The organism is Thermomicrobium sp. (assembly GCF_053493975.1).
On sequence record NZ_JBRBZA010000050.1, the window covers coordinates 1 to 17666 of the forward strand.

The following is a 17666-nucleotide window of genomic DNA, read 5'->3' on the forward strand; positions in this document are numbered from 1 at the left end:
GAGCGGTGGACTGACGAGCGCTCACCAGTCGGCTGCGACGAGTCGCTCCCAGGCGAACGCGATCCGGTCCGCTGCGCGCTCGACCTCCTCGGGCGTCGTGAACCGCCCGATCCCGATCCGAATCGTCGCCTGCGCTTCTTCGCGATTCTGTCTCATCCACCGGATCGATGGAAACACTCGAGGACACTGGTGCCTGAGTGGAGACCCAGGGCGTGCAACAGCTAACGTTCCCGTGCCCATTCGAGTCAGGAGCCGGCCTATCGAACTTTTGTCCTTGCTTCACTATTCGCTCTGCTCCTCCCGGAGCAGTCCTTCGATCCAGCGCCGAAGTTGCTCTCTTTTGCTGGACGAAGTCATCACTGCATAGGCATAGTCGGACAAGTAGGCGTACTCGATCAATCGATCGACGGCTGCTTTGCTCACGACTGTCGTCGATGCCGCATAGGAGGCTTCCTGCCCCTTCCTGATGCGGTGGTGCCAGAATGGTGACGATCTCAAATGAAAGAACGGATAGACGATTCGCGCCTCATGCCCTTCCATGCCGAAGCGCTCGAAATGCCGTCGAAAAGACATTTCCAGTCGATCATCGAGACGAATCCGATTGTCGCGGATGGTTCCGTCAGCGAAGCTATCGATCACGGCCAAAAGAAGAACGAGCTTGTGCGGTGCTGGCCGTCCATCCTTCCGGTGGCGCCGCATCGAGAGAATCTCTGCCTTCAACCGTTCCAAGTCTTTATCCGACGACGCGTCGGCAAATGCGGGTTCGGGCATCGCTCCTCCGTGCTCCGTCGACTCGAGAGACTCGTGCGCTGGCCGACGAACACCGATCGCCACAAGCACGAGCTGGGTCTCTTGCGTCCTCGCGATGGAGTCAGAAGACGGCGCTTCATGCTCCTTCGGTATGGATGTGCTCTTGCGTCAGTTGTTTCGCAGTATATCGTCTCCTGGACGAGTAAGAATGGTGCTGATGCTTCCTGCCTGTGCGATGCGCTCCCGGTCAGAACCAGAAGCATCGTCCAGATCGAGAGCGACGATTCGTTGATGCAAGCGATCGAACGATGCTTGCCGTGCGATCTCAGGATACAGTGCTGCGCACCTGAAATCATATCGACGGATCCTGCGAGAGTGCTTTTCTCGGAGTTCCCCGCAGTCCTCTTCCTTCGAACTGCCCTTCTCTCAGGCGTATTGCGGGGACTGCTGCCCATCGAGTTGCCCTTCGTCATCATAGCGAACACTCCTTCTATCCTCGATGTCACGCGAGGGAGAAAGATCGTCAGTGTTCTGAGCTGTGTTCGCTACTGGTCGAGACAGGGATTTGCTGAACTCATCGCTCTCTGTTGTGCAAAAGCGTGCGGTCCGATGTCACGCCTCGGAACCACAACAGTGATGCGAGGGCCGCTTCCCCCGAGGCGTGTCGATCGCGCCTGCACGCTCCGAATCTCTCGCGAGTCGCCTGATTTGGCGGCGGTGAGAGCTCGGAGATCGTTGCTGTCCAGAACAGGCGTGCCTTCGATCCGAACCGGTGTGGTGTCGTTGCAGGGCGCACCGACTGACGAACAGGGTGATCGATTGTCGACGTGTCCGAGCACGCCTGTGGGTCTCGCATCATCGGTTTCCTCTTCGAGCGCTCGCCGTATCACCTGCCTGTCAGTGCCCGATTTCGCGAACGCCCCAGCCCGCGAGTCGTCGGCAATTGCCTGCTGTCGAGGAGGCCCGTCCCGCCCGAGGCAGCCCCACACTGCCGCAGCACCAAAACCAGGTAGGTACCAGCCGGGCGCTCGCCACGACGTCGCGGTCTCGGCACCGTACTGGCTCCTCCCTGTGCTCGCGAGCGAAACGAACCGGCGCGCCCGGCAGTGACGACTCGGCGTGGCTCGTGCCTGCGCTCGCGAGCGAAACGCCACCCCGATCGACCACCCTGGCTTCGAGCGGACGAGCTTCCCGCTTCCTCGTCATCCCTTCGTAACCCGTTCGCGAGTTCGCTCGTTTCTCTGGTAGAGAGGCATTGAGGACGGATCCTCGCTGCGGGACGCGCGGGAAGGGGAGGGTGATGCGGTCGCTCCGGTTCCTCTGGATCTGGTCGCTCGTGCTCAGCTGGTTCGCCACCGTGCAGCCATTGCGGGCGGCCGAAGGTTCTCCCATCGTCTACTTCCCTACCACTGGCCACCACGTCGCGGAGCCGTTCCTCTCCTTCTGGCGTGCCCACGGTGGACTCCGCATCCTCGGCTATCCCCTGAGCGAGGCGCACGAACGGGAAGGCCTGCTCGTCCAGTACTTCGAGCGGGTGCGCATGGAGGCACCGCCCGGCTGCGCCGGGAATCCGGCTTGCCCCGTCCAGCTCACCCGGATCGCCGCCGTGCTGACCGCCGGGTGGAACCATCCAGCCTTCGGGCCGCTCGTCCCGGACAAGCCCCCGTCTCCGACACCGCTCCGCCGCTTCTTCCCGGAAACCGGCCATTTCCTCGCCCACGGTTTCCTCCGCTTCTGGCTCCGCAACGGCGGCCTCCCCGTCTTCGGCTACCCGATCTCCGAAGAATTCACCGAGGTCGATCCCGAAACCGGCCAGCCCGTCACCGTCCAGTACTTCGAGCGTGCCCGCTTCTCTTGGCACCCCGAGGCGCTCGGCACGCTCTGGGAAGTCCAGCTCGCTCGCCTCGGTGCCCAGCTCGCCGCCCGCGACGGCGTCGAGACCGCTCCCGTCCCCCGCCAGCCCGGCGTGCCTGACTACGATCCAGCCCTCTTCCCGCGCGCTTTCCGCCTGCCGGTGCTCATGTACCACGATGTCGGCGAACCGGCCGCTCGCTACCGTATCCCCCTCTGGCGCCTCGAGCAGCAGCTCGATTGGCTCCTCGCCAACGGCTACGTCACCATCTCGCTCGAGCAGGCGTTCGAGGCGCTCCTCGCCGATGGCCCGCTCCCCGAGCGAGCCGTCGTCATCACCTTCGACGATGGCCCGCGCAGCCAGCTCGCCGCGGCCCGCGCGCTGGCTGCCCGCAACATGACGGCCACCTTCTTCGTCCTGCCTGGCCGGAGCGCGCTCGGCGCAGCCGAGCTGCGCGAGCTCCGTTCCATGGGCCACGAGATCGGCTCGCATTCCATGACGCACCGCGCCATGACGCGCCTCGACGATGGCGCCGTCCGTTGGGAAGCCGAGACCAGTCGCCGCACGCTCGAGTCCTGGCTCGGTGAGCCAGTCCGCTTCTTCGCTTACCCAGGGGGCGATTGGAACCCCCGCGTCGCGAGCATCGTCAGCACGACGGGCTACCTCGGCGCCATGGCCGCCTGGGGTGGAACCCACTGGACGCGCGCCAAGCGCTGGGTCGAGCCGCGCATCGAGATCGACGGGCGCATTTCCCTCGATCGCTTCGCCTGGTACGTCGAGCGTTTCTGACGCTCGCCGCACGCTTGCCGCTCGCCAGACGAGACCGGCTGGGTCGTTCGTCCCAGCCGGCCCGCGTCCCCTTCCCTTCCCGGCGCAGGATGGTATTCACCCAGCTTGTTGCTTGGCCCGCCGGCGTTCCAGAAAGCGCTGGATCGCTTCCTGCGCCTCCGGTGTCGCGAAGACCCGCAAGAAGAGTTCGCGTTCGAAGCGCAGCGCCGCATCCAGCGGCATCTCGAGCCCGGTCACGATCGCCGCTTTCGCCGCCCGCACCGCTGCCGGCGGGTACTGTGCGATCTGCTGCGCCAGTTCGAGTGCTCGCTCGAGATATTCTTCCGCGGGGACGATCAGATTGACCAGACCCCAGCGTTCGGCCTCCTCCGCCGAAAACTCTCGCCCAGTCAGCACCAGTTCCATCGCCCGGTACTTGCCGAAGCGACGGGCCAAGAGTTGCGTCCCTCCAGCCCCCGGAATGAGCCCGATCTTGATTTCCGGCGCGGCGAACCGCGCTCCTTGCGCCGCCACCACGATGTCGCAGGCGAGTGCGAGCTCCAGCCCTCCCCCGAACACGTAACCGGAAACAGCCGCGATCAGGGGCTTGGGAAAGCGCCGGATCGTGTCCCATTGCGGAAGGTCAGAGCGGCTCGTCGCCAGCTCCTCGACCGTCACTCCAGCGAAGCCGTCGATATCGGCCCCCGCCGAGAATGCCCGCTCGTTGCCGGTCAGGACGACCACGCGGACCGCGTCGTCGACTCGCGCGTCCTCCAGCGCAGCGCACAACTCGCCGAGCATCTCCGCGTCGATCGCGTTGAGCTTGTCCGGCCGGTTCAGCCGGAGCAGGAGTACTCCGTCTCGTCGTTCCCGCAGGATCCGCGCCATGCTGTCTCCCCTTTTCCCCGTCACCTCACCGCCGCGCTGCTGCCAGTGCCTGCAGGGTCGCGCGGGCGCGCTGCCGGAACTCCTCGTCCCGCAGGAGCTCGCTCAGAACGGCTCGCTCGCCCGCGAGGAGATCCTGCACGGTGCCCGATCGACCCACTGCTCGTGCCAGTGCTTCCACCACCGGCCGCGCAGCCGACTCCAGCTCGGCGAGCCGCAACCCGGCCGTCGCCTGCTCCCCGGCTGCGGCCAACTCGACGGCGTCCGCCAGCGGACGCACCGGCACGCTCCGTGCCAGAGCGCGAGCCAGTCCCGCGGCAGCGTCGAGCAAGCCGTCGCGATCCATCGTCGCCAGCCAGCGGTCCCCGAGTAGCCCGGAGATCCCCGCACGCTGCGCCGAGTCCACGCGCTCGGATACCAGGAAGGTGTTGAGCGCGCTCACCACCCCGCGTTCGGCCCGCAGCGGTGCCGGCAGCCCGTGCCCTCGCGCTTCAGCCCGCACGCGCAACGCCGCCAGCGCGCCGAGCGGGAGCAGTCCAGCGGTCATGCCGGGGAATCCCAACGGCGTCGTGAGAAACGCCACGGTCGCGTCGCTCCAAAGCGCCAGCGTCGTTGCAGCCCCGCGTCCTTCCCCGTCGAGGGCCGTCACCACCGGCACCGGCCCGCGTGCCACGGCCCACAGTGCCTCCTGCAGCGCCACGAGTCGCTGCTCGATCGTCTCCCACTCGCCCCGCTCGGCCAACTCGAGGAGCTCTTCGTACGGATAGCCCAGACCCGCGAAGGCCGGCACCAGCACCAGCGCGCTCGGCCCGTGGGCCAGCGCGTCCGCCACGAGTTCCGGCAGTGCGCCGAGCGAGCGTACCCGTACAGCCAGTACTCCGTCGCCGAGGTCGAGCGTTCCCTGGCGGTCGAGTGCTTCCCGCAGCCGGATCTGGCGTGTCCGGCGCGTCGAGGGAAGCTGCTCCTCCGGGACCAGTTCGCCGCTGGCAGGATCCAAGACCTGGCCATCGCGAAAGAATCCGCCTCGCTCCTCGGCGAGCGCGAGGAGATCCGGCACGGGTCCACCAGCGTCCTGCAGGAGCGCCCGGACGCGCTGGAGTCCGAGGAACTGCATCTGCGCATACGGTCCGGCCGCCCAGCCGAACCCCCACTCGAGTGCTCGGTCGACACTGGCGATGTCGCGCGCCGCATCGCGCGTGCGCGCGAGCACGTACCCGAAGGTGCGCCCGAGAAGGTGCCGCACGTAGTCTCCGTAGGGCGAGGGCAAGTCCAGCGCCCCCAACAAGCGCTCTGGAAACGGCTGGCGCAGGAGATCGTCGAGCCCGGGAATCACGGCTGGGCGGAAGGGACGATCGCCGCGCTGCAGGGGATCGTAGGTCAGCTGCTGCTCTCCCTCGCGGCGGTAGATCCCCCCACCCGTCTTGTCGCCCAACCGCTTGGCCTGGTACAGCTCCAGGATCCACTCGGGTACCGCGTAGTCGTCACCGGTCGATTCTTGCAAGCTCCGCGTCCCCAGGACCAGGATGTCCACACCGGTGAGGTCGATCGTCCGGAAAGTGGCGGAACGTGGCCGACCCAGCAGCGGGCCGGTCAAGGCATCCACCTCCTCCGGAGTGAGCCCGAGTTCGGTCGTCAGCCGCACGGCGTGTGCCAAGGCGTAGATGCCGAAGCGGTTGGCGACGAAGCCCGGGGTATCGCGGACGAGGAGGACGCGTCGTCCCAAGCGTTGCTCCAGGAAACGGACGAAGCCCAAAAAGCGTTCCCCTTCTCCCTCCGGGAAGGCTGTCACCTCGCAGAGGAGCAGCGCTCGCGGTGGATTGAAGAAATGGGTGACGAAGAACCGATTTCGCCAGGCACCGAGTTCGTCCGGGAGCAACCCGTGCAGCGTGAAGGTCGAGGTGTTGGTCGTGACGATCGTCTGGGGAGACAGGACGTCAGCGAGACGCTGGAACAGCGTGCGCTTCGCCTCCCGATCCTCGATGATCGCTTCCAGTACCCAGTCGCAGCGAGCGAGTAACGGGAGATCGTCCTCCACGTTGCCGACCCGAACCCGGCCGGCCGCGCTCGGATCGAGGAATGCTCGCTGCTTGACCGCTCGTTCCAGCCCGCGGCGAGCTGGCCCGGCGGGATCGTCTTCCCCCTTCACGTCCAGCAGGACGACCTCCAGCCCCGCCGAGGCAGCGAGCGCAGCGACCGCTGCACCCATCGATCCGGCGCCTAGGACCCCGACCTTCTCGATCACGCGCGCTCCTCCCACTTCCAGTCACGGAACCGCTCGCGGAGCGTCGCCTTCGCCAGTTTGCCGGTGGAAGTCTTCGGCAACTCGTCGACGAAGACGATCGCGTCCGGCACCCACCAGCGGACGAACCGCTGGCGCAAGTATTCTTTCAGTTCTTCCTCGGTGGTAGACTGCCCCCCGCGTAGGACCACGACCGCGATCGGTCGCTCCTGCCAGCGCTCGTGCGGCACGCCGATCACAGCCGCTTCCTCTACTGCCGGATGACTCATCAGGGCGTTTTCCAGCTCGATCGTGCTGATCCACTCCCCACCCGATTTGATGACGTCCTTCAACCGGTCGACGAGCTTGACGTAGCCTTCCTGGTCGATGACCGCCACATCCCCAGTGCGGAGCCAGCCATCGACGAACGAGTCCGGACTCTCGCCCCGATAGTACGAGTCGGCGATCCAGGCGCCACGTACCAGGAGTTCACCCATCGTCTTCCCATCCCATGGGGCCTCCGCACCATCGAAGGTCAGCACTTTGGCTTCGACGAACGGACAGGGCATCCCCTGCTTGAGCAGCAATTCGTAGCGCTTCTCCGGTGGAAAGTCGGCCAGTTTGACGTGCGACTGGAGACCGAGCAGGACCTCGCTCATCCCCCAGCCGTGGATCACCGTCACACCGAACGACTCCCAGCGACGAATCAACGCTTCCGGTGCCGCGCTCCCACCCAGGATCAGCCGGAGCTTCGGCGAGAACGTCCATCGTCCCGGATATTTCTCGACGAGATTCGCCGCATCGTGCCAAACCGTCGGAACTCCGGCCACGAAGGTCCCCTGCTCGTCGGAGAGCAAGTTCAAGAGGTCAGCCGGCTGCGGGTGCGGGCCAGGCAGCACCAGTTTGGCCCCGACGATCAGTCCGGCGTAGGGGAGCGCCCAACTCGCCACATGGAACATCGGGACCGAGAGGACGATCGAGTCTTCCTTGCTGACGTAGTAGGTGATCGTCGAGGTCAACGCCAGCGCTGCCAGTGCGAGCTGCGCATGCACGTACAGCACTCCCTTCGGCTTCCCCGTCGTCCCCGACGTATAGAGAAGGAAAGCCGGCGTGTTCCAATGCACATCCACCAGCGCTCGTTCGTCCGGTTCGTGTCGCTGGATCAGCTCCGCATAGGAGAGTGCCCCCGGAACCTTCGATGCGTCTCCGACGACGATGACCTGCTGGAAGGGAGCGCGGTCACGGAACTGCTCGTAGAGCGGCACCAGCGAGTCCTCGACGATCAGAACCTTGTCCTCAGCATGGTGAGCGATGTAGGCGAGGTCGTTCGGGTGCAGACGCAAGTTCAGCGTGTGGATCACCGCGCCGATGTTCGGAATCGCTAGGTAGGCCACGAGGTGCGGCCAGGTGTTCCATAACAGGGTGGCAACCCGGTCACCTTCTCGGACTCCCAGGCTCCTCAGCCCGTTAGCCAGTCGGATCGCTTCTTCGGCCAACTCCGCGTAGCAGAACCGCCGAACCTGGCCGTCTCCGACTCGCTCCACGACTTCGGAGCGCGGAAAGTAACGATGCGTGCGCACCAGCACGTGTCGAATGGTGAGCGTGTCCAGATTCATGCCGCGCTTCCCTCCTGCCCGATCCGTGTACCGGCGCTCCTCTCCGACGAAACCCTCTCGGAAGAGTGATCGACTCGCTCCGGGAACTCCGCGTGGGCGGCACTGCGAGTACGTTTGTTCACGCATAAAATAGCGTCCGCGATCGAGCCCGTCAACCCTCCCTCGAACAGCCGACGAGCCAGACACAGGGTGGGCGCGAGTTGGCCGAGCCGAGCGTTTCGGCTCCATGCCTCCTCCGGCGCTCGTCGGACGGCACCCACGCTCCCGCTCGCGACCGAGTGAGCGCACACCGCTCACTCCACCGTCGCCCGGCTCAGGACGGCGCAGGGCGGTCGCTCGATCTGTGTAACAGCGAGTGTTCCCCCTGCGTCCTCGGTGAGTTGGTGGTCTCGACGTCGCTCCTTCGCTGCATCCCGGCGACCGCCTGTCACGACCGCCAGAATGGATCGGGCGAAGCGAGCCGCCGCTGTCGTCGACCCGGCGCCGCGCTTGCTCGACCGCGCGTCGTACCGCTCTGTCACCTCGTCAGTGTCGTCCACCCTTGTGGACTCCTGATCGCGCGAAAGACGAGCAGGACTCGGTGACACTCTGCCTCTTCCGGTTTGGGCTCGCCTGGTGCCGACACGCCTTCCCTGTTACGCTGCTGCTGAAGAGTCGAGGACTTGCCCGAGGAGAGCACGATGAACGATGAGCCGATGCATGTCCCAGCAGACGCAGCGCAGCCTGACGCCGCAGGCAGCGGAGCACCGTGCGACGGAGCGGTGCGCTGACCGGTGGAGAAGCTGTCCGTGCCGCCATCGCCGCGATGCCCGAGCCGTGGCGCTCCATCGCTGAGCGCCTCGACGGCGTGATCCGCAGCACTGCACCACAGCTCACGCCGCGCCTCTGGTACGGTCTCCCCGCGTACGCGCTGGAGAAAGCTGTCGTCTGCTTCTTCCGCAGTCCGCAGACGTTCGGCGAACGCTCTCTCACCCTCGGCTTCACTGACAAAGCCCAGCTCGACGAGGGCACCTGGTGGCCGGTCGCGTTCGCCATCACCGAACTCGGCCCGGCCGAAGAGGCGCGCGTGCGAGAGTTGGTCCAGCGGGCTGTCGGAGCGACCGACCGCGAGCCATCGTGAACGTCCGCTGGTCCGCTCTGCCTGTGCTCGGTCGCTCGCCCGCTCAGGAAATCGGAGCGACGCACCGGGAGAGAGCGGTGTCCGACCCCTCGCCCCACTCGCTCGGACCAGCGCTGTCGCACGACCCTGTGCTTGCTCGCTCAGCGCTTCGTTCCTGGAGCAGCGACCGGAGGAGAAAGCACGGTGCATCCCCACCAACGTGATGCGGGCTATGCCTGGGTGATCGTGGCCACGCTCGCCCTGACCGAGACGGTCTCCTGGGGTGTTCTCTACTACGGCTTTGCTGTCTTTCTCGTTCCGATGGAGCAGGAGTTCGGCTGGTCGCGCGCGCAATTGACTGGTGCCTTCTCGCTCGCTCTGCTCCTCTCCGGCCTCGTCGCGCCACTGGTCGGGCGCTGGCTCGATCGACGGGGTCCTTGCCTTCCCATGACGCTCGGCTCCCTCGCGGCGACGCTGCTCCTCTTGGCCTGGGCACGCATCACCCAGCTGCCTGCGTTCTACGTCGTGTGGGCAGGACTCGGCCTCGTCATGGCCCTGGTGCTCTACGAGCCTGCTTTCGCGACGATCGCCAAGTGGTTCGAGCGTCGCCGGCGCCAGGCGATCACCGTGCTCACGCTCGTGGGTGCCTTGGCCAGCGTCATCTTCACCCCGCTCATCACCTGGCTGATCGCGCACCTGGGCTGGCGCTCTGCCCTCCTCGTCCTGGCCGGACTGCTCGCGCTCGCGACCGTGCTCCCGCACGCCCTCCTGCTCCGCGCTCCACCACGCGAGCCGATCTCCCCCCGACCGCGGGCCGCGACGACTGCTGGTGCTGCCCTGCGGACTCTTCCCTTCTGGGCTCTCACGACAGCCCTCACCCTGGCAGCCTTCGTCACCGTGACCGTCACCGTGCATCTCCTCCCTTCGCTGCTCGACCGCGGCTATGCGCCCGCCTTCGCTGCTTCCGCAACCGGGCTGATCGGCCTCATGCAGATTCCGGGTCGGCTCCTCATCGTGCCGCTCGGTCGCTGGCTCTCCGACCGCGTCCTCACCACGCTCGTCTTCCTCGTCCAGGGAGGTGCGCTGCTGCTCCTGCTCGTGGCTGGTCACCGCGCCGCCGGCGTGCTCGCCTTCGTCGTCCTCTTCGGCATGGCGAACGGGATGATCACGATCGTGCGAGCGGCTCGCCCCGCTGAGTTGTTCGGCAGTGCGGCCTACGGTGCGATCGCCGGGGCCATGACCCTGCCCGTCACGCTCGCTCGCGCGGCTGCGCCGCTCGGTGCCGGCCTCCTCTACACGGCTCTCGGTCGTTACCAGCCGATCTGGCTAGCGCTCGTGGTCGTCGGAGTGCTCTCGGCTGGCGCTGCCTGCCTGGCCGAGACCGCGGCGCGTCGCTCGTTGCTCGGCACCGCTCGCTCACCCCACACCGAGAAGCGCCTCGCGCTGGAACGACCGTCGACCGACGCGCAGGAGTAATGCCGCGATCCCCCAGATCACCAGGGATCCAGCCAGTGCCAGCCGCCAATCGAGCAAGAAGAGTCCACTCCCTTGCGCGACGATCAAGCCGATGAGCGGGATCGCGACCAGCCCGCTCAGTTGTGAGACTTCCTGCATTCCACGGACGCGCGACGAGATGAGGACGACGATACTGAGACCGAACACGGCCACGCCCGGTCCACCGAGATAGGCCAGGATGAGCCAGGAAGGACTGGGGAGGAGCGGTGGGCCGATCCCGCTGACCGCGACCGCCAAGAGCGCCGCGATCGTCGCGCCGATCCAGTCGATCAGGCTGGCCGGGAGGGCAGCCGCCAGCACTTTGCCCAAGAACAACTCCTCGTCGCGCACCGGCGTGACCAGGAGTGCTTCGAGCGTCCGTCGTTCTCGCTCCCCAGCGATCCCGTCAGCCGCGATCACCATCGTCGTGGCGAGGGGAACGATCAGGATCAGCGGCGCGAACTGGTAGCTGAAGAAGAGGACGGCCAGCTGCTGTCCTGGATTCAGTTCCTGGAAGCGCTCGCGTTCGGCAGCTGGCAGCGCCCGGATCAACCGCTCCAGGTCCTGGGCATCGCTGTCGTCGATGGGTAGGAGACGCGCCAAGAGCCCGATCGCGACTGGCATGAGCACGAAGAAGACGAGTGGCACGAGCACGAGCGGCAAAAACACCGTCCGGCTCCGGCGCACGGCCAGAAGGTCCTTGCGGATGATCGCGCGAATGCGACGCCAGTGCACTGGTCACCTCCGCTCGGCCCTCTGATGCAAAGCCAAATAGACGTCCTCCAACGAGGGGGTCTGCAAGCTCACACCGTACACCGCGATTCCTTCAGCGACGAGGAGCGCGACCAGTTCTGGCACCTGCCGCCGCGTCACGCGCTCGACGGTGAGCCGGCCAGGTTCGGGTTCCAGGCGGGCGACTGCGCCACACCGACTGAGGAGCGTCAGTGCTTCCGCTCCTCGCTCCGGATCGACCTCGAGGGAAAGCTGTGCCGGGACGCCCAGCGCAGCGGCGAGTTCGCGCGGCGGTCCCTCCACCAGGACGCGACCTCGTTCCAAGATGATCACCCGGTCGCACAACCGCTCGGCCTCGTCCAGGTTATGCGTCGCCAAGAGGATGGTCCGTCCCTCCCGTCGTCGCGCGGCGATGAGTTCGCGCACCTGGTGTGCCGCCACCGGATCGAGCGCTGTCGTCGGCTCGTCGAGGAGCAAGAGTTCGGGGTCGTGCAGCAGGCAGCGGGCCAGCGCCAAGCGTTGCCGCATGCCGGCGCTGAACGTCGCGACGCGCCGGTCGGCCACGTCAGCCAGGCCGAACTGCTCCAGGAGGAGGGGGATCCGGTGGCGTTGCACGGCTGGTGGGACAGCGTAGAGATCGGCGAAAAACGTCAGGATTTCCCGGGCCGTCAGTCGCTCGTCGAGCCCGACCTGCTCCCCCACCGCACCGGTGCGCGCCCGGATCGCCTCTCCGGCGACTACCGGTTCCATGCCGAAGACCCGGATCGTTCCCCCATGGGGCGCGAGCAGACCCAGGAGCAAACGGAGCGTCGTCGTCTTCCCTGCCCCGTTGTGCCCGAGCAGGCCGACGACTTCCCCAGCGACGACCGTAAAGTCGATGCCGGCCAGGGCAACGACCTCCCCGAACCGCCGCTCGAGCCGCGAGACGAGGATGATCGGTCCGTCTTCACTGCCTGCCTGCTGCCTGTCGATCGCGTGCCTCCCTCAGCGAGTGGTGCGCACTCTGCCGAATTCTCCTCGCCTGTCGGTGCCTCGGCAACCTGGTCACCAGTCCGTCGGCTACTGGCCGGATTGGATGGTGCCGATTGGCTGTTGCCAAAGCGCTCATGGTGACCCAGGCTTGAGGGGTGTGAGAGAGGAGGGGGAACGATGGATCGTCCGCGATCGGAACAACGACGATTCGAGGTGAGCCCGCTGACCATCGCGCTGGCCGGCGTGATGATCGCGGTCGTCTTCGTGGCGACGCGCTTCATTCAGGTCCCGATCCCCAGCGGATACATCCACTTGGGGGATATCGCCATCTACACCGGGGCGTTCCTCTTCGGTCCGATCGTCGGTGGCGTCAGCGGCGCCCTCGGTCCCATGCTCGCTGACTTGACCAGTGGCTATGGTCAGTACGCTCCAGCGACGCTCGTGCTGCATGGGCTGCAAGGTTTCCTGGCTGGATGGATCGGCTGGCGAGCTGGTTTCTGGCGCCTGGTTCTCGCGACGGTCTTGGGTGGCGCGATCATCGTCGTCGGGTACTTCCTGTGGGAGGTCGCTCTGCTGCGCATCGGGTTGGCTACGGCCATCGCGAACCTCCCCTTCAATCTCTGGCAGGTGACCACCGGTGCCATCGGTGGGATCGCGCTCACGGTCTTCTTCCGGCGGACCTATCCGGTCGTGCTGGCCCAACTCCGGCCGGCCCGTTTCCGCCGCGAAGCGTAACCGTTCCGGTACGCTGCGAGCCGGTGCCCTGATGCTGCGCGGCTGATCGGATCGAGCTGGCATGCAGATTGACCCGCACTCGCCGGCTGGCGAACGCGCGCCGAACGCCTGCGATTCCGTCCAGTTCGCTGTTCGGGCCGAACGCTTCACCTATCGTTACCCCAGCCTGGAGTCCGCGGATCCTGCCGAGCCAGCGCTCGAGAACCTGTCCTTCGTGATCCCAGCCGGTCAGCTCGTCGGCCTCGTCGGAGCGAGCGGCAGCGGACTCACCACCCTGTGCCGAGCGCTCGCTGGTATCGTGCCGCACGAGACCGGCGGTGTCGTGCGCGGGTGGCTCGAGGTTGCCGGCAACGAGACGACGAGCGTATCGCCGGCTGATCTCGCCGAGCGCGTCGGCATCGTCTTCGAGGACCCCGAAGCCAACCTGATCGGTCTCTCCGTCGCGGAAGAGGTCGCGTTCGCGCTGGAACTCCGCGGTGACCCGCCGGAGGAAGTGGCTCGGCGCGTGGACTGGGCGCTCACCGTCGTCGGCCTCGCGGCGCTGCGTGACCGGCCCGTGAGTCACCTCTCGGGTGGGCAGAAGCAGCGCCTGGCCATCGCCGTGGCACTCGCTCGCCAGCCAACGCTCCTCGTCCTCGACCAGCCGGCAGCCCAGCTCGATCCGCTCGGCAAGCGGGAGATCCAACGGACACTGGCCGAACTGGCCGCCCAGCCGGAACGCGCCCTGACTATCGTGCTGGCCGAGCGCGATGGCGATTTCCTGCTCCCACTCGTCGACCGGCTGCTCGGGCTGGCCGGTGGGCGCCTCGTGCTCGATGCACCCGCGAGCGTCGCCTTCGCTGACCCTGATCGCCTCGGCGAACTGGGGATCGATCCGCCCCAGCTGGCGCTGCTGGCCGCGGCGCTCGCGCCGGTGCTCGGGAGCACGCCGTTACCCGTCTTCCGCACGGTCGAGGATGCTCGCGTCTTCCTCGCTCGGGCCGTGCCGGCCATCTCGCCGCACCACGCACTGCTGGTGCCAGAGCCTCCGGCTTCGACCAGGCTGCCAGCTCGCTCTGCAGCTGAACCGGGTAGAACGCCGCCGGACGCCTCGACCGAGCCAGTCCTCCGACTCGAGCAGGTCTCCTTCCGCTATGCCGATGGTCCGCTGGTGCTCCAGGACATCGACCTGACCGTTGCTCCAGGAGAGATCGTCGCTCTGGTCGGCCCCAATGGATCGGGCAAGACCACGCTCGCCCGCCTTATCATCGGTGCGCTGCGCCCCGAGCGTGGTCGGGTCTTGGTGGCTGGGGAGGAGACCCGCACGCGCTCGATCGGTGAACTCGCTCGTTTCGTCGGGTATGTGGCGCAGAACCCCGACCACCAGCTGGTTCGCACGACACCGCGGGACGAGGTCGCCTTCGCGCTCCGGACGCTCGGATCGGCACCAGCGGAGGTCGCTGCCCGGACCGCGGCCGTGCTCGAGCAGTGCGGTCTCGCCCTCGTCGCCGATCGTCCACATTGGATACTGAGTCGCAGCCAGCGCCAGCTCGTCGTCCTGGCCGCCGCGCTGGCTCGCCAACCGAGACTGCTCGTGCTCGACGAGCCGACCAGTGCACTCGACCGTACCGGTCGCGATCGTCTCGCTCGGCTGCTCGCCGAGCGAGCAGCGAACGGCCAGAGCACGCTCGTCGTCAGCCACGATCTCCGCTTCGTCGCTCGCTGTGCGCACCGCGTCGTCCTCCTCTCCGGCGGACGCGTCTGGGCCAGTGGAACCCCGCGCGCCGTGCTGGGTCACGTGGAGCTGCTGACCAGGGCCGGGCTCGTGCCGTTGCCGGTCACCGCGCTCGCTCATGCCCTCGGCTTGCCACCAGCGCTGGAACCGGCAGAACTGGTCGCTGCATTGGAACACGCTGGGAACCACGCGCCGGTGAGAACCGCTCCGGAGAGCGTCGAGACCCCGGCTGTCGAGCCGGAGGGCCCGCTGCCCGAGGCGAGTCCAGCGCGAGCGGCCGGCGTTCCCCCGTTCCTGGCGCGGATCGACCCACGCGTCAAGCTCGGGCTCGCCCTCGCGCTGGCGCTGCCGGTGCTGCTCTGGCAGAGTCCGCTTCCCTTGCTCGCTATGACAGGATTCCTGCACCTCGTGCTGTGGCGGGCAGGCGGGTTCGACCGCGCGCGCTCGCTCGCGGTCTGGCGAGCCCTCGCCCCGCTCCTCGTCCTCGTGTTGGTGTTGCGGCCACTCTTCGATCGTTCCGGCACGCCGGTCCTCCTGGAGGCTGGTCCGGTCGTGATCACCCTCCCGGGCCTGTTGGGGGCAGTCGGGGCCGCCCTCCGCGTGGTCGCGCTGGCTCTCCTCGCGCTCGCGTGGTTCGCGACCACGAACGAGCGTGCCTTCGTGCAGAGCCTCGTGCGGCTCGGGCTTCCCCTGAGCGTGGGACTCGCTCTCGCCATCGGTTTGCGCTTCATTTCCGTCTTCGCCCAGACGTTTTGGACAGCTGCCGAGGCCTTGCAGACGCGCGGCTGGATCATTCCCGAACGCGGGATGGCCCGACTGCGTGCCCTGCTCCCGGTCCTGTCCGTCGCTCTGGCCGCGACCCTCCGTCAGGCGCAGCAGCTCGGCTGGGCACTCGCCGCCCGGGGAGTCGGTCGGCGCGGGAACCGACCGCACTTCGCCGATCTCCGCATGCGTGCGCTGGATTGGTCGGTGCTCGTGGCAGGAGCAGCCCTCGCCGCCGCGCTCCTCGTCGCGGCGCTGGCTGGGGTGGGACGTTCGCCACTCTGGCCGCTCGGTTGAACCTTACCGGTCCGAGGAGCCAGCGGCCCCCTCCCCCGTCGAGCGCGCCGATCAGCGCCCGGAGCGATCGGTCAGGAGAGGGACGCGACCGATGTCGGCTCGTCCGCAGGACGAGCGTCATGGGCGCCAGCAGAACGCTCCGCTGGACGGTGCCGTGCCGCGAGCGCGTCCCTGGCGAGCATGCTCACGGATACGCCGGTGCGAGACCTCGTCCGGCGATCAGCGACCGAACGCGGCGGATCGCGTGGGTGTCCATCCGGGGCTGATCGCTGCCCCACCAGACGTGTCGACTCCCTTTCCCGAACGGCCGGGGTCCTCACGGTGGGCGAGCTGCCGGCCCGACGAATCGGCCTGGCGAGCGGACGGACAGGATCGGCGAGAAGATGACTCGCCCGCACCCTGGGACGTCTTCCCTGGCACGTCTCCGGTACCCCGGGCGCCGGTGCGTGTCCGGTGTCTCGCTCAATAGATGCACTTGATATAGCCACCGTCCACCTGGAGCGTCGCTCCCGTGATGTAGCTCGCGCGCTCCGAGGCGAGAAAAACGACGGCGTTGGCGAACTCTTCCGGATCGCCGTAGCGCCCCAGCGGAATGTTCGCGATAACGCGCTGGCGAACCGTCTCTGGATCGACCCCCAGGCGCTCGGCTGTGACGCGATCGAGATAGAGCAAGCGTTCGGTGGCGATGCGTCCAGGCAGCACGTTATTGACCCGAATGTTGTACGGTGCGAACTCCTCGGCCAGTGTCTTGGCGAGGGCCGCGACCCCGGCTCGGAAGACGTTGGAGAGGATCAGGTTGGGGATCGGGACCTTGATCGACGACGACGTCATCACGACGATCGATCCGCCACCACGAGCACGCATCGAGGGGAGCACGCCGCGGATCAGGCGCACGGCACTGAGCAGGGTCAGTTCGAAAGCTGCCTGCCACGGCGCGTCGTCGGGGAAGTCCTGGAACGTCCCCGCGGGTGGGCCGCCAGCATTGGTCACCAGGATATCGACCCCGCCGAAGTGAGCGACCGTGCGTTCGACGAAAGCGGTGATGTCTTCGGCTCGGGTCACATCGGCCGGTTGAGCCAGGACGTCGACTCCATGCGCCCGCGCCTCTTCGGCGACTGCCTCGAGCGCCGCTCGATTCCGGCTGCAAATGGCGAGGTTGGCACCTTCGCGCGCGAAACCGAGCGCAACGGCTTTGCCGAGTCCCTGGCTCGCCGCAGCGACCATCGCGACCTTGCCACGCAACCCGAGATCCATCCTGCACCTCCTTCGACGAACGCACGGCACCGGACAGCGTCGGCCGGTGCCTCTCCGCACCGCTCCGTCGAGTATGGGTCGCGTCGACGACGCTGGCAAGGCTACCGCGCTCGCGCCCAACTGCCCCGGACCTCGGTCCGGTTTGCCGATCGCCGAGACGGATCGGTCGCGCAGTGGAGAGAAACCGCTTCCCTGCCTCGTGCAACGGGACTCAGTGCTCGCGGCGCTCCTCGGCGAAGACCATGAATTCCAAGAGATTCCCGAAGGGGTCACGGCAGAAGAAACGTGGCCGTCCCGGGATCGGAGCAGCGTCGTACGGCTGGTACCCGGCCTCGCTGAGCCGTGCGCGTACTGCCTCGAGGTCGTCCACCTCGAAGCAGACGTGTCGTCGGGAGCGACCGCGCGTCTCGTCGTCCTCGGCGACGATATGGAGTTCGCTCGGCCCGACATCGAACCAGAGCAGGATATTGAGTCCAGCCAGGGTCTCGGGGACCGGCTTCTCGCGGAGCCCGAGCACA

Annotated in this window: 15 protein-coding genes; 5 read left to right on the forward strand and 10 right to left on the reverse strand. The window is 67.1% G+C overall.

All coding sequences use genetic code 11. The features are described 5' to 3' along the window. Window positions 1-21 precede the first annotated feature (21 nt). On the reverse strand, window positions 22-156 hold the full coding sequence (locus ACWIVK_RS08520) for a hypothetical protein (RefSeq protein WP_448576223.1): 135 nt from the start codon (window positions 154-156) through the stop codon (window positions 22-24). A 126-nt stretch (window positions 157-282) separates the two neighbouring features. Beyond that, on the reverse strand, window positions 283-771 hold the full coding sequence (locus ACWIVK_RS08525) for a hypothetical protein (protein WP_448576224.1): 489 nt from the start codon (window positions 769-771) through the stop codon (window positions 283-285). 1279 nt (window positions 772-2050) lie between these two features. Between ACWIVK_RS08525 and ACWIVK_RS08530 the strand changes: the two genes are divergently transcribed. Then, window positions 2051-3391 carry a polysaccharide deacetylase family protein gene (locus ACWIVK_RS08530; RefSeq protein ID WP_448576225.1) on the forward strand — a complete coding sequence of 447 codons (1341 nt, stop codon included), beginning with the start codon at window positions 2051-2053 and terminating at the stop codon, window positions 3389-3391. 96 nt (window positions 3392-3487) lie between these two features. Here ACWIVK_RS08530 and ACWIVK_RS08535 read toward each other — a convergent pair whose 3' ends face one another. From ACWIVK_RS08535 to ACWIVK_RS08550, 4 genes are all read right to left on the reverse strand, one after another. Next, window positions 3488-4258 carry an enoyl-CoA hydratase/isomerase family protein gene (locus ACWIVK_RS08535; protein WP_448576226.1) on the reverse strand — a complete coding sequence of 257 codons (771 nt, stop codon included), beginning with the start codon at window positions 4256-4258 and terminating at the stop codon, window positions 3488-3490. Window positions 4259-4283: 25 nt separating this feature from the next. Continuing rightward, window positions 4284-6497: a 3-hydroxyacyl-CoA dehydrogenase NAD-binding domain-containing protein gene (locus ACWIVK_RS08540; RefSeq protein ID WP_448576227.1), complete on the reverse strand. Its 2214-nt coding sequence runs from the start codon at window positions 6495-6497 to the stop codon at window positions 4284-4286. Continuing rightward, a complete protein-coding gene (locus ACWIVK_RS08545; protein ID WP_448576228.1) occupies window positions 6494-8089 on the reverse strand; it encodes a long-chain fatty acid--CoA ligase in 1596 nt (531 codons plus the stop codon). The genes ACWIVK_RS08540 and ACWIVK_RS08545 overlap by 4 nt, the downstream gene beginning before the upstream one ends. A 293-nt stretch (window positions 8090-8382) precedes the next feature. Beyond that, on the reverse strand, window positions 8383-8628 hold the full coding sequence (locus tag ACWIVK_RS08550; protein ID WP_448576229.1) for a hypothetical protein: 246 nt from the start codon (window positions 8626-8628) through the stop codon (window positions 8383-8385). 209 nt (window positions 8629-8837) lie between these two features. Here ACWIVK_RS08550 and ACWIVK_RS08555 point away from each other — a divergent pair, with 209 nt between their 5' ends. Next, complete coding sequence (locus tag ACWIVK_RS08555) at window positions 8838-9209, forward strand: DUF1801 domain-containing protein (protein ID WP_448576230.1); 372 nt, start codon at window positions 8838-8840, stop codon at window positions 9207-9209. Window positions 9210-9392: 183 nt separating this feature from the next. Continuing rightward, on the forward strand, window positions 9393-10664 hold the full coding sequence (locus ACWIVK_RS08560; RefSeq protein WP_448576231.1) for an MFS transporter: 1272 nt from the start codon (window positions 9393-9395) through the stop codon (window positions 10662-10664). Here ACWIVK_RS08560 and ACWIVK_RS08565 read toward each other — a convergent pair. Together ACWIVK_RS08565 and ACWIVK_RS08570 are read right to left on the reverse strand one after the other, a co-directional pair. Further along, window positions 10605-11417 (reverse strand): ABC transporter permease subunit, encoded by an 813-nt coding sequence (locus tag ACWIVK_RS08565; protein WP_448576232.1) that lies wholly within the window; start codon window positions 11415-11417, stop codon window positions 10605-10607. The genes ACWIVK_RS08560 and ACWIVK_RS08565 overlap by 60 nt on opposite strands. 3 nt (window positions 11418-11420) lie before the next feature. Further along, on the reverse strand, window positions 11421-12386 hold the full coding sequence (locus ACWIVK_RS08570; protein ID WP_448576237.1) for an ABC transporter ATP-binding protein: 966 nt from the start codon (window positions 12384-12386) through the stop codon (window positions 11421-11423). A gap of 177 nt (window positions 12387-12563) precedes the next feature. Here ACWIVK_RS08570 and ACWIVK_RS08575 point away from each other — a divergent pair, with 177 nt between their 5' ends. Both ACWIVK_RS08575 and ACWIVK_RS08580 read left to right on the forward strand, forming a co-directional pair. Continuing rightward, window positions 12564-13121, forward strand: a complete 558-nt coding sequence (locus ACWIVK_RS08575) for an ECF transporter S component (RefSeq protein ID WP_448576233.1) — start codon at window positions 12564-12566, stop codon at window positions 13119-13121. A 61-nt stretch (window positions 13122-13182) separates the two neighbouring features. Beyond that, window positions 13183-15894 carry an ATP-binding cassette domain-containing protein gene (locus ACWIVK_RS08580; protein ID WP_448576234.1) on the forward strand — a complete coding sequence of 904 codons (2712 nt, stop codon included), beginning with the start codon at window positions 13183-13185 and terminating at the stop codon, window positions 15892-15894. Between the two features lie 462 nt (window positions 15895-16356). Here the strand turns inward: ACWIVK_RS08580 and ACWIVK_RS08585 are convergent, their stop codons facing one another. Both ACWIVK_RS08585 and ACWIVK_RS08590 read right to left on the reverse strand, forming a co-directional pair. Next, window positions 16357-17148, reverse strand: a complete 792-nt coding sequence (locus ACWIVK_RS08585) for an SDR family oxidoreductase (protein ID WP_448576235.1) — start codon at window positions 17146-17148, stop codon at window positions 16357-16359. A gap of 211 nt (window positions 17149-17359) precedes the next feature. Next, window positions 17360-17666 (reverse strand): VOC family protein (locus tag ACWIVK_RS08590; RefSeq protein WP_448576236.1); only part of this gene is annotated, 307 nt, incomplete at its 5' end.

Bases quoted from the DNA above. Each gene is read 5' to 3' on its own strand.
- ACWIVK_RS08580 (WP_448576234.1), top strand. From the start codon at position 13,183: ATGCAGATTGACCCGCACTCGCCGGCTGGCGAACGCGCGCCGAACGCC.
- ACWIVK_RS08525 (WP_448576224.1), bottom strand. From the start codon at position 771: ATGCCCGAACCCGCATTTGCCGACGCGTCGTCGGATAAAGACTTGGAA.
- ACWIVK_RS08575 (WP_448576233.1), top strand. From the start codon at position 12,564: ATGGATCGTCCGCGATCGGAACAACGACGATTCGAGGTGAGCCCGCTG.
- ACWIVK_RS08585 (WP_448576235.1), bottom strand. From the start codon at position 17,148: ATGGATCTCGGGTTGCGTGGCAAGGTCGCGATGGTCGCTGCGGCGAGC.
- ACWIVK_RS08535 (WP_448576226.1), bottom strand. From the start codon at position 4,258: ATGGCGCGGATCCTGCGGGAACGACGAGACGGAGTACTCCTGCTCCGG.
- ACWIVK_RS08545 (WP_448576228.1), bottom strand. From the start codon at position 8,089: ATGAATCTGGACACGCTCACCATTCGACACGTGCTGGTGCGCACGCAT.
- ACWIVK_RS08520 (WP_448576223.1), bottom strand. From the start codon at position 156: ATGAGACAGAATCGCGAAGAAGCGCAGGCGACGATTCGGATCGGGATC.
- ACWIVK_RS08530 (WP_448576225.1), top strand. From the start codon at position 2,051: ATGCGGTCGCTCCGGTTCCTCTGGATCTGGTCGCTCGTGCTCAGCTGG.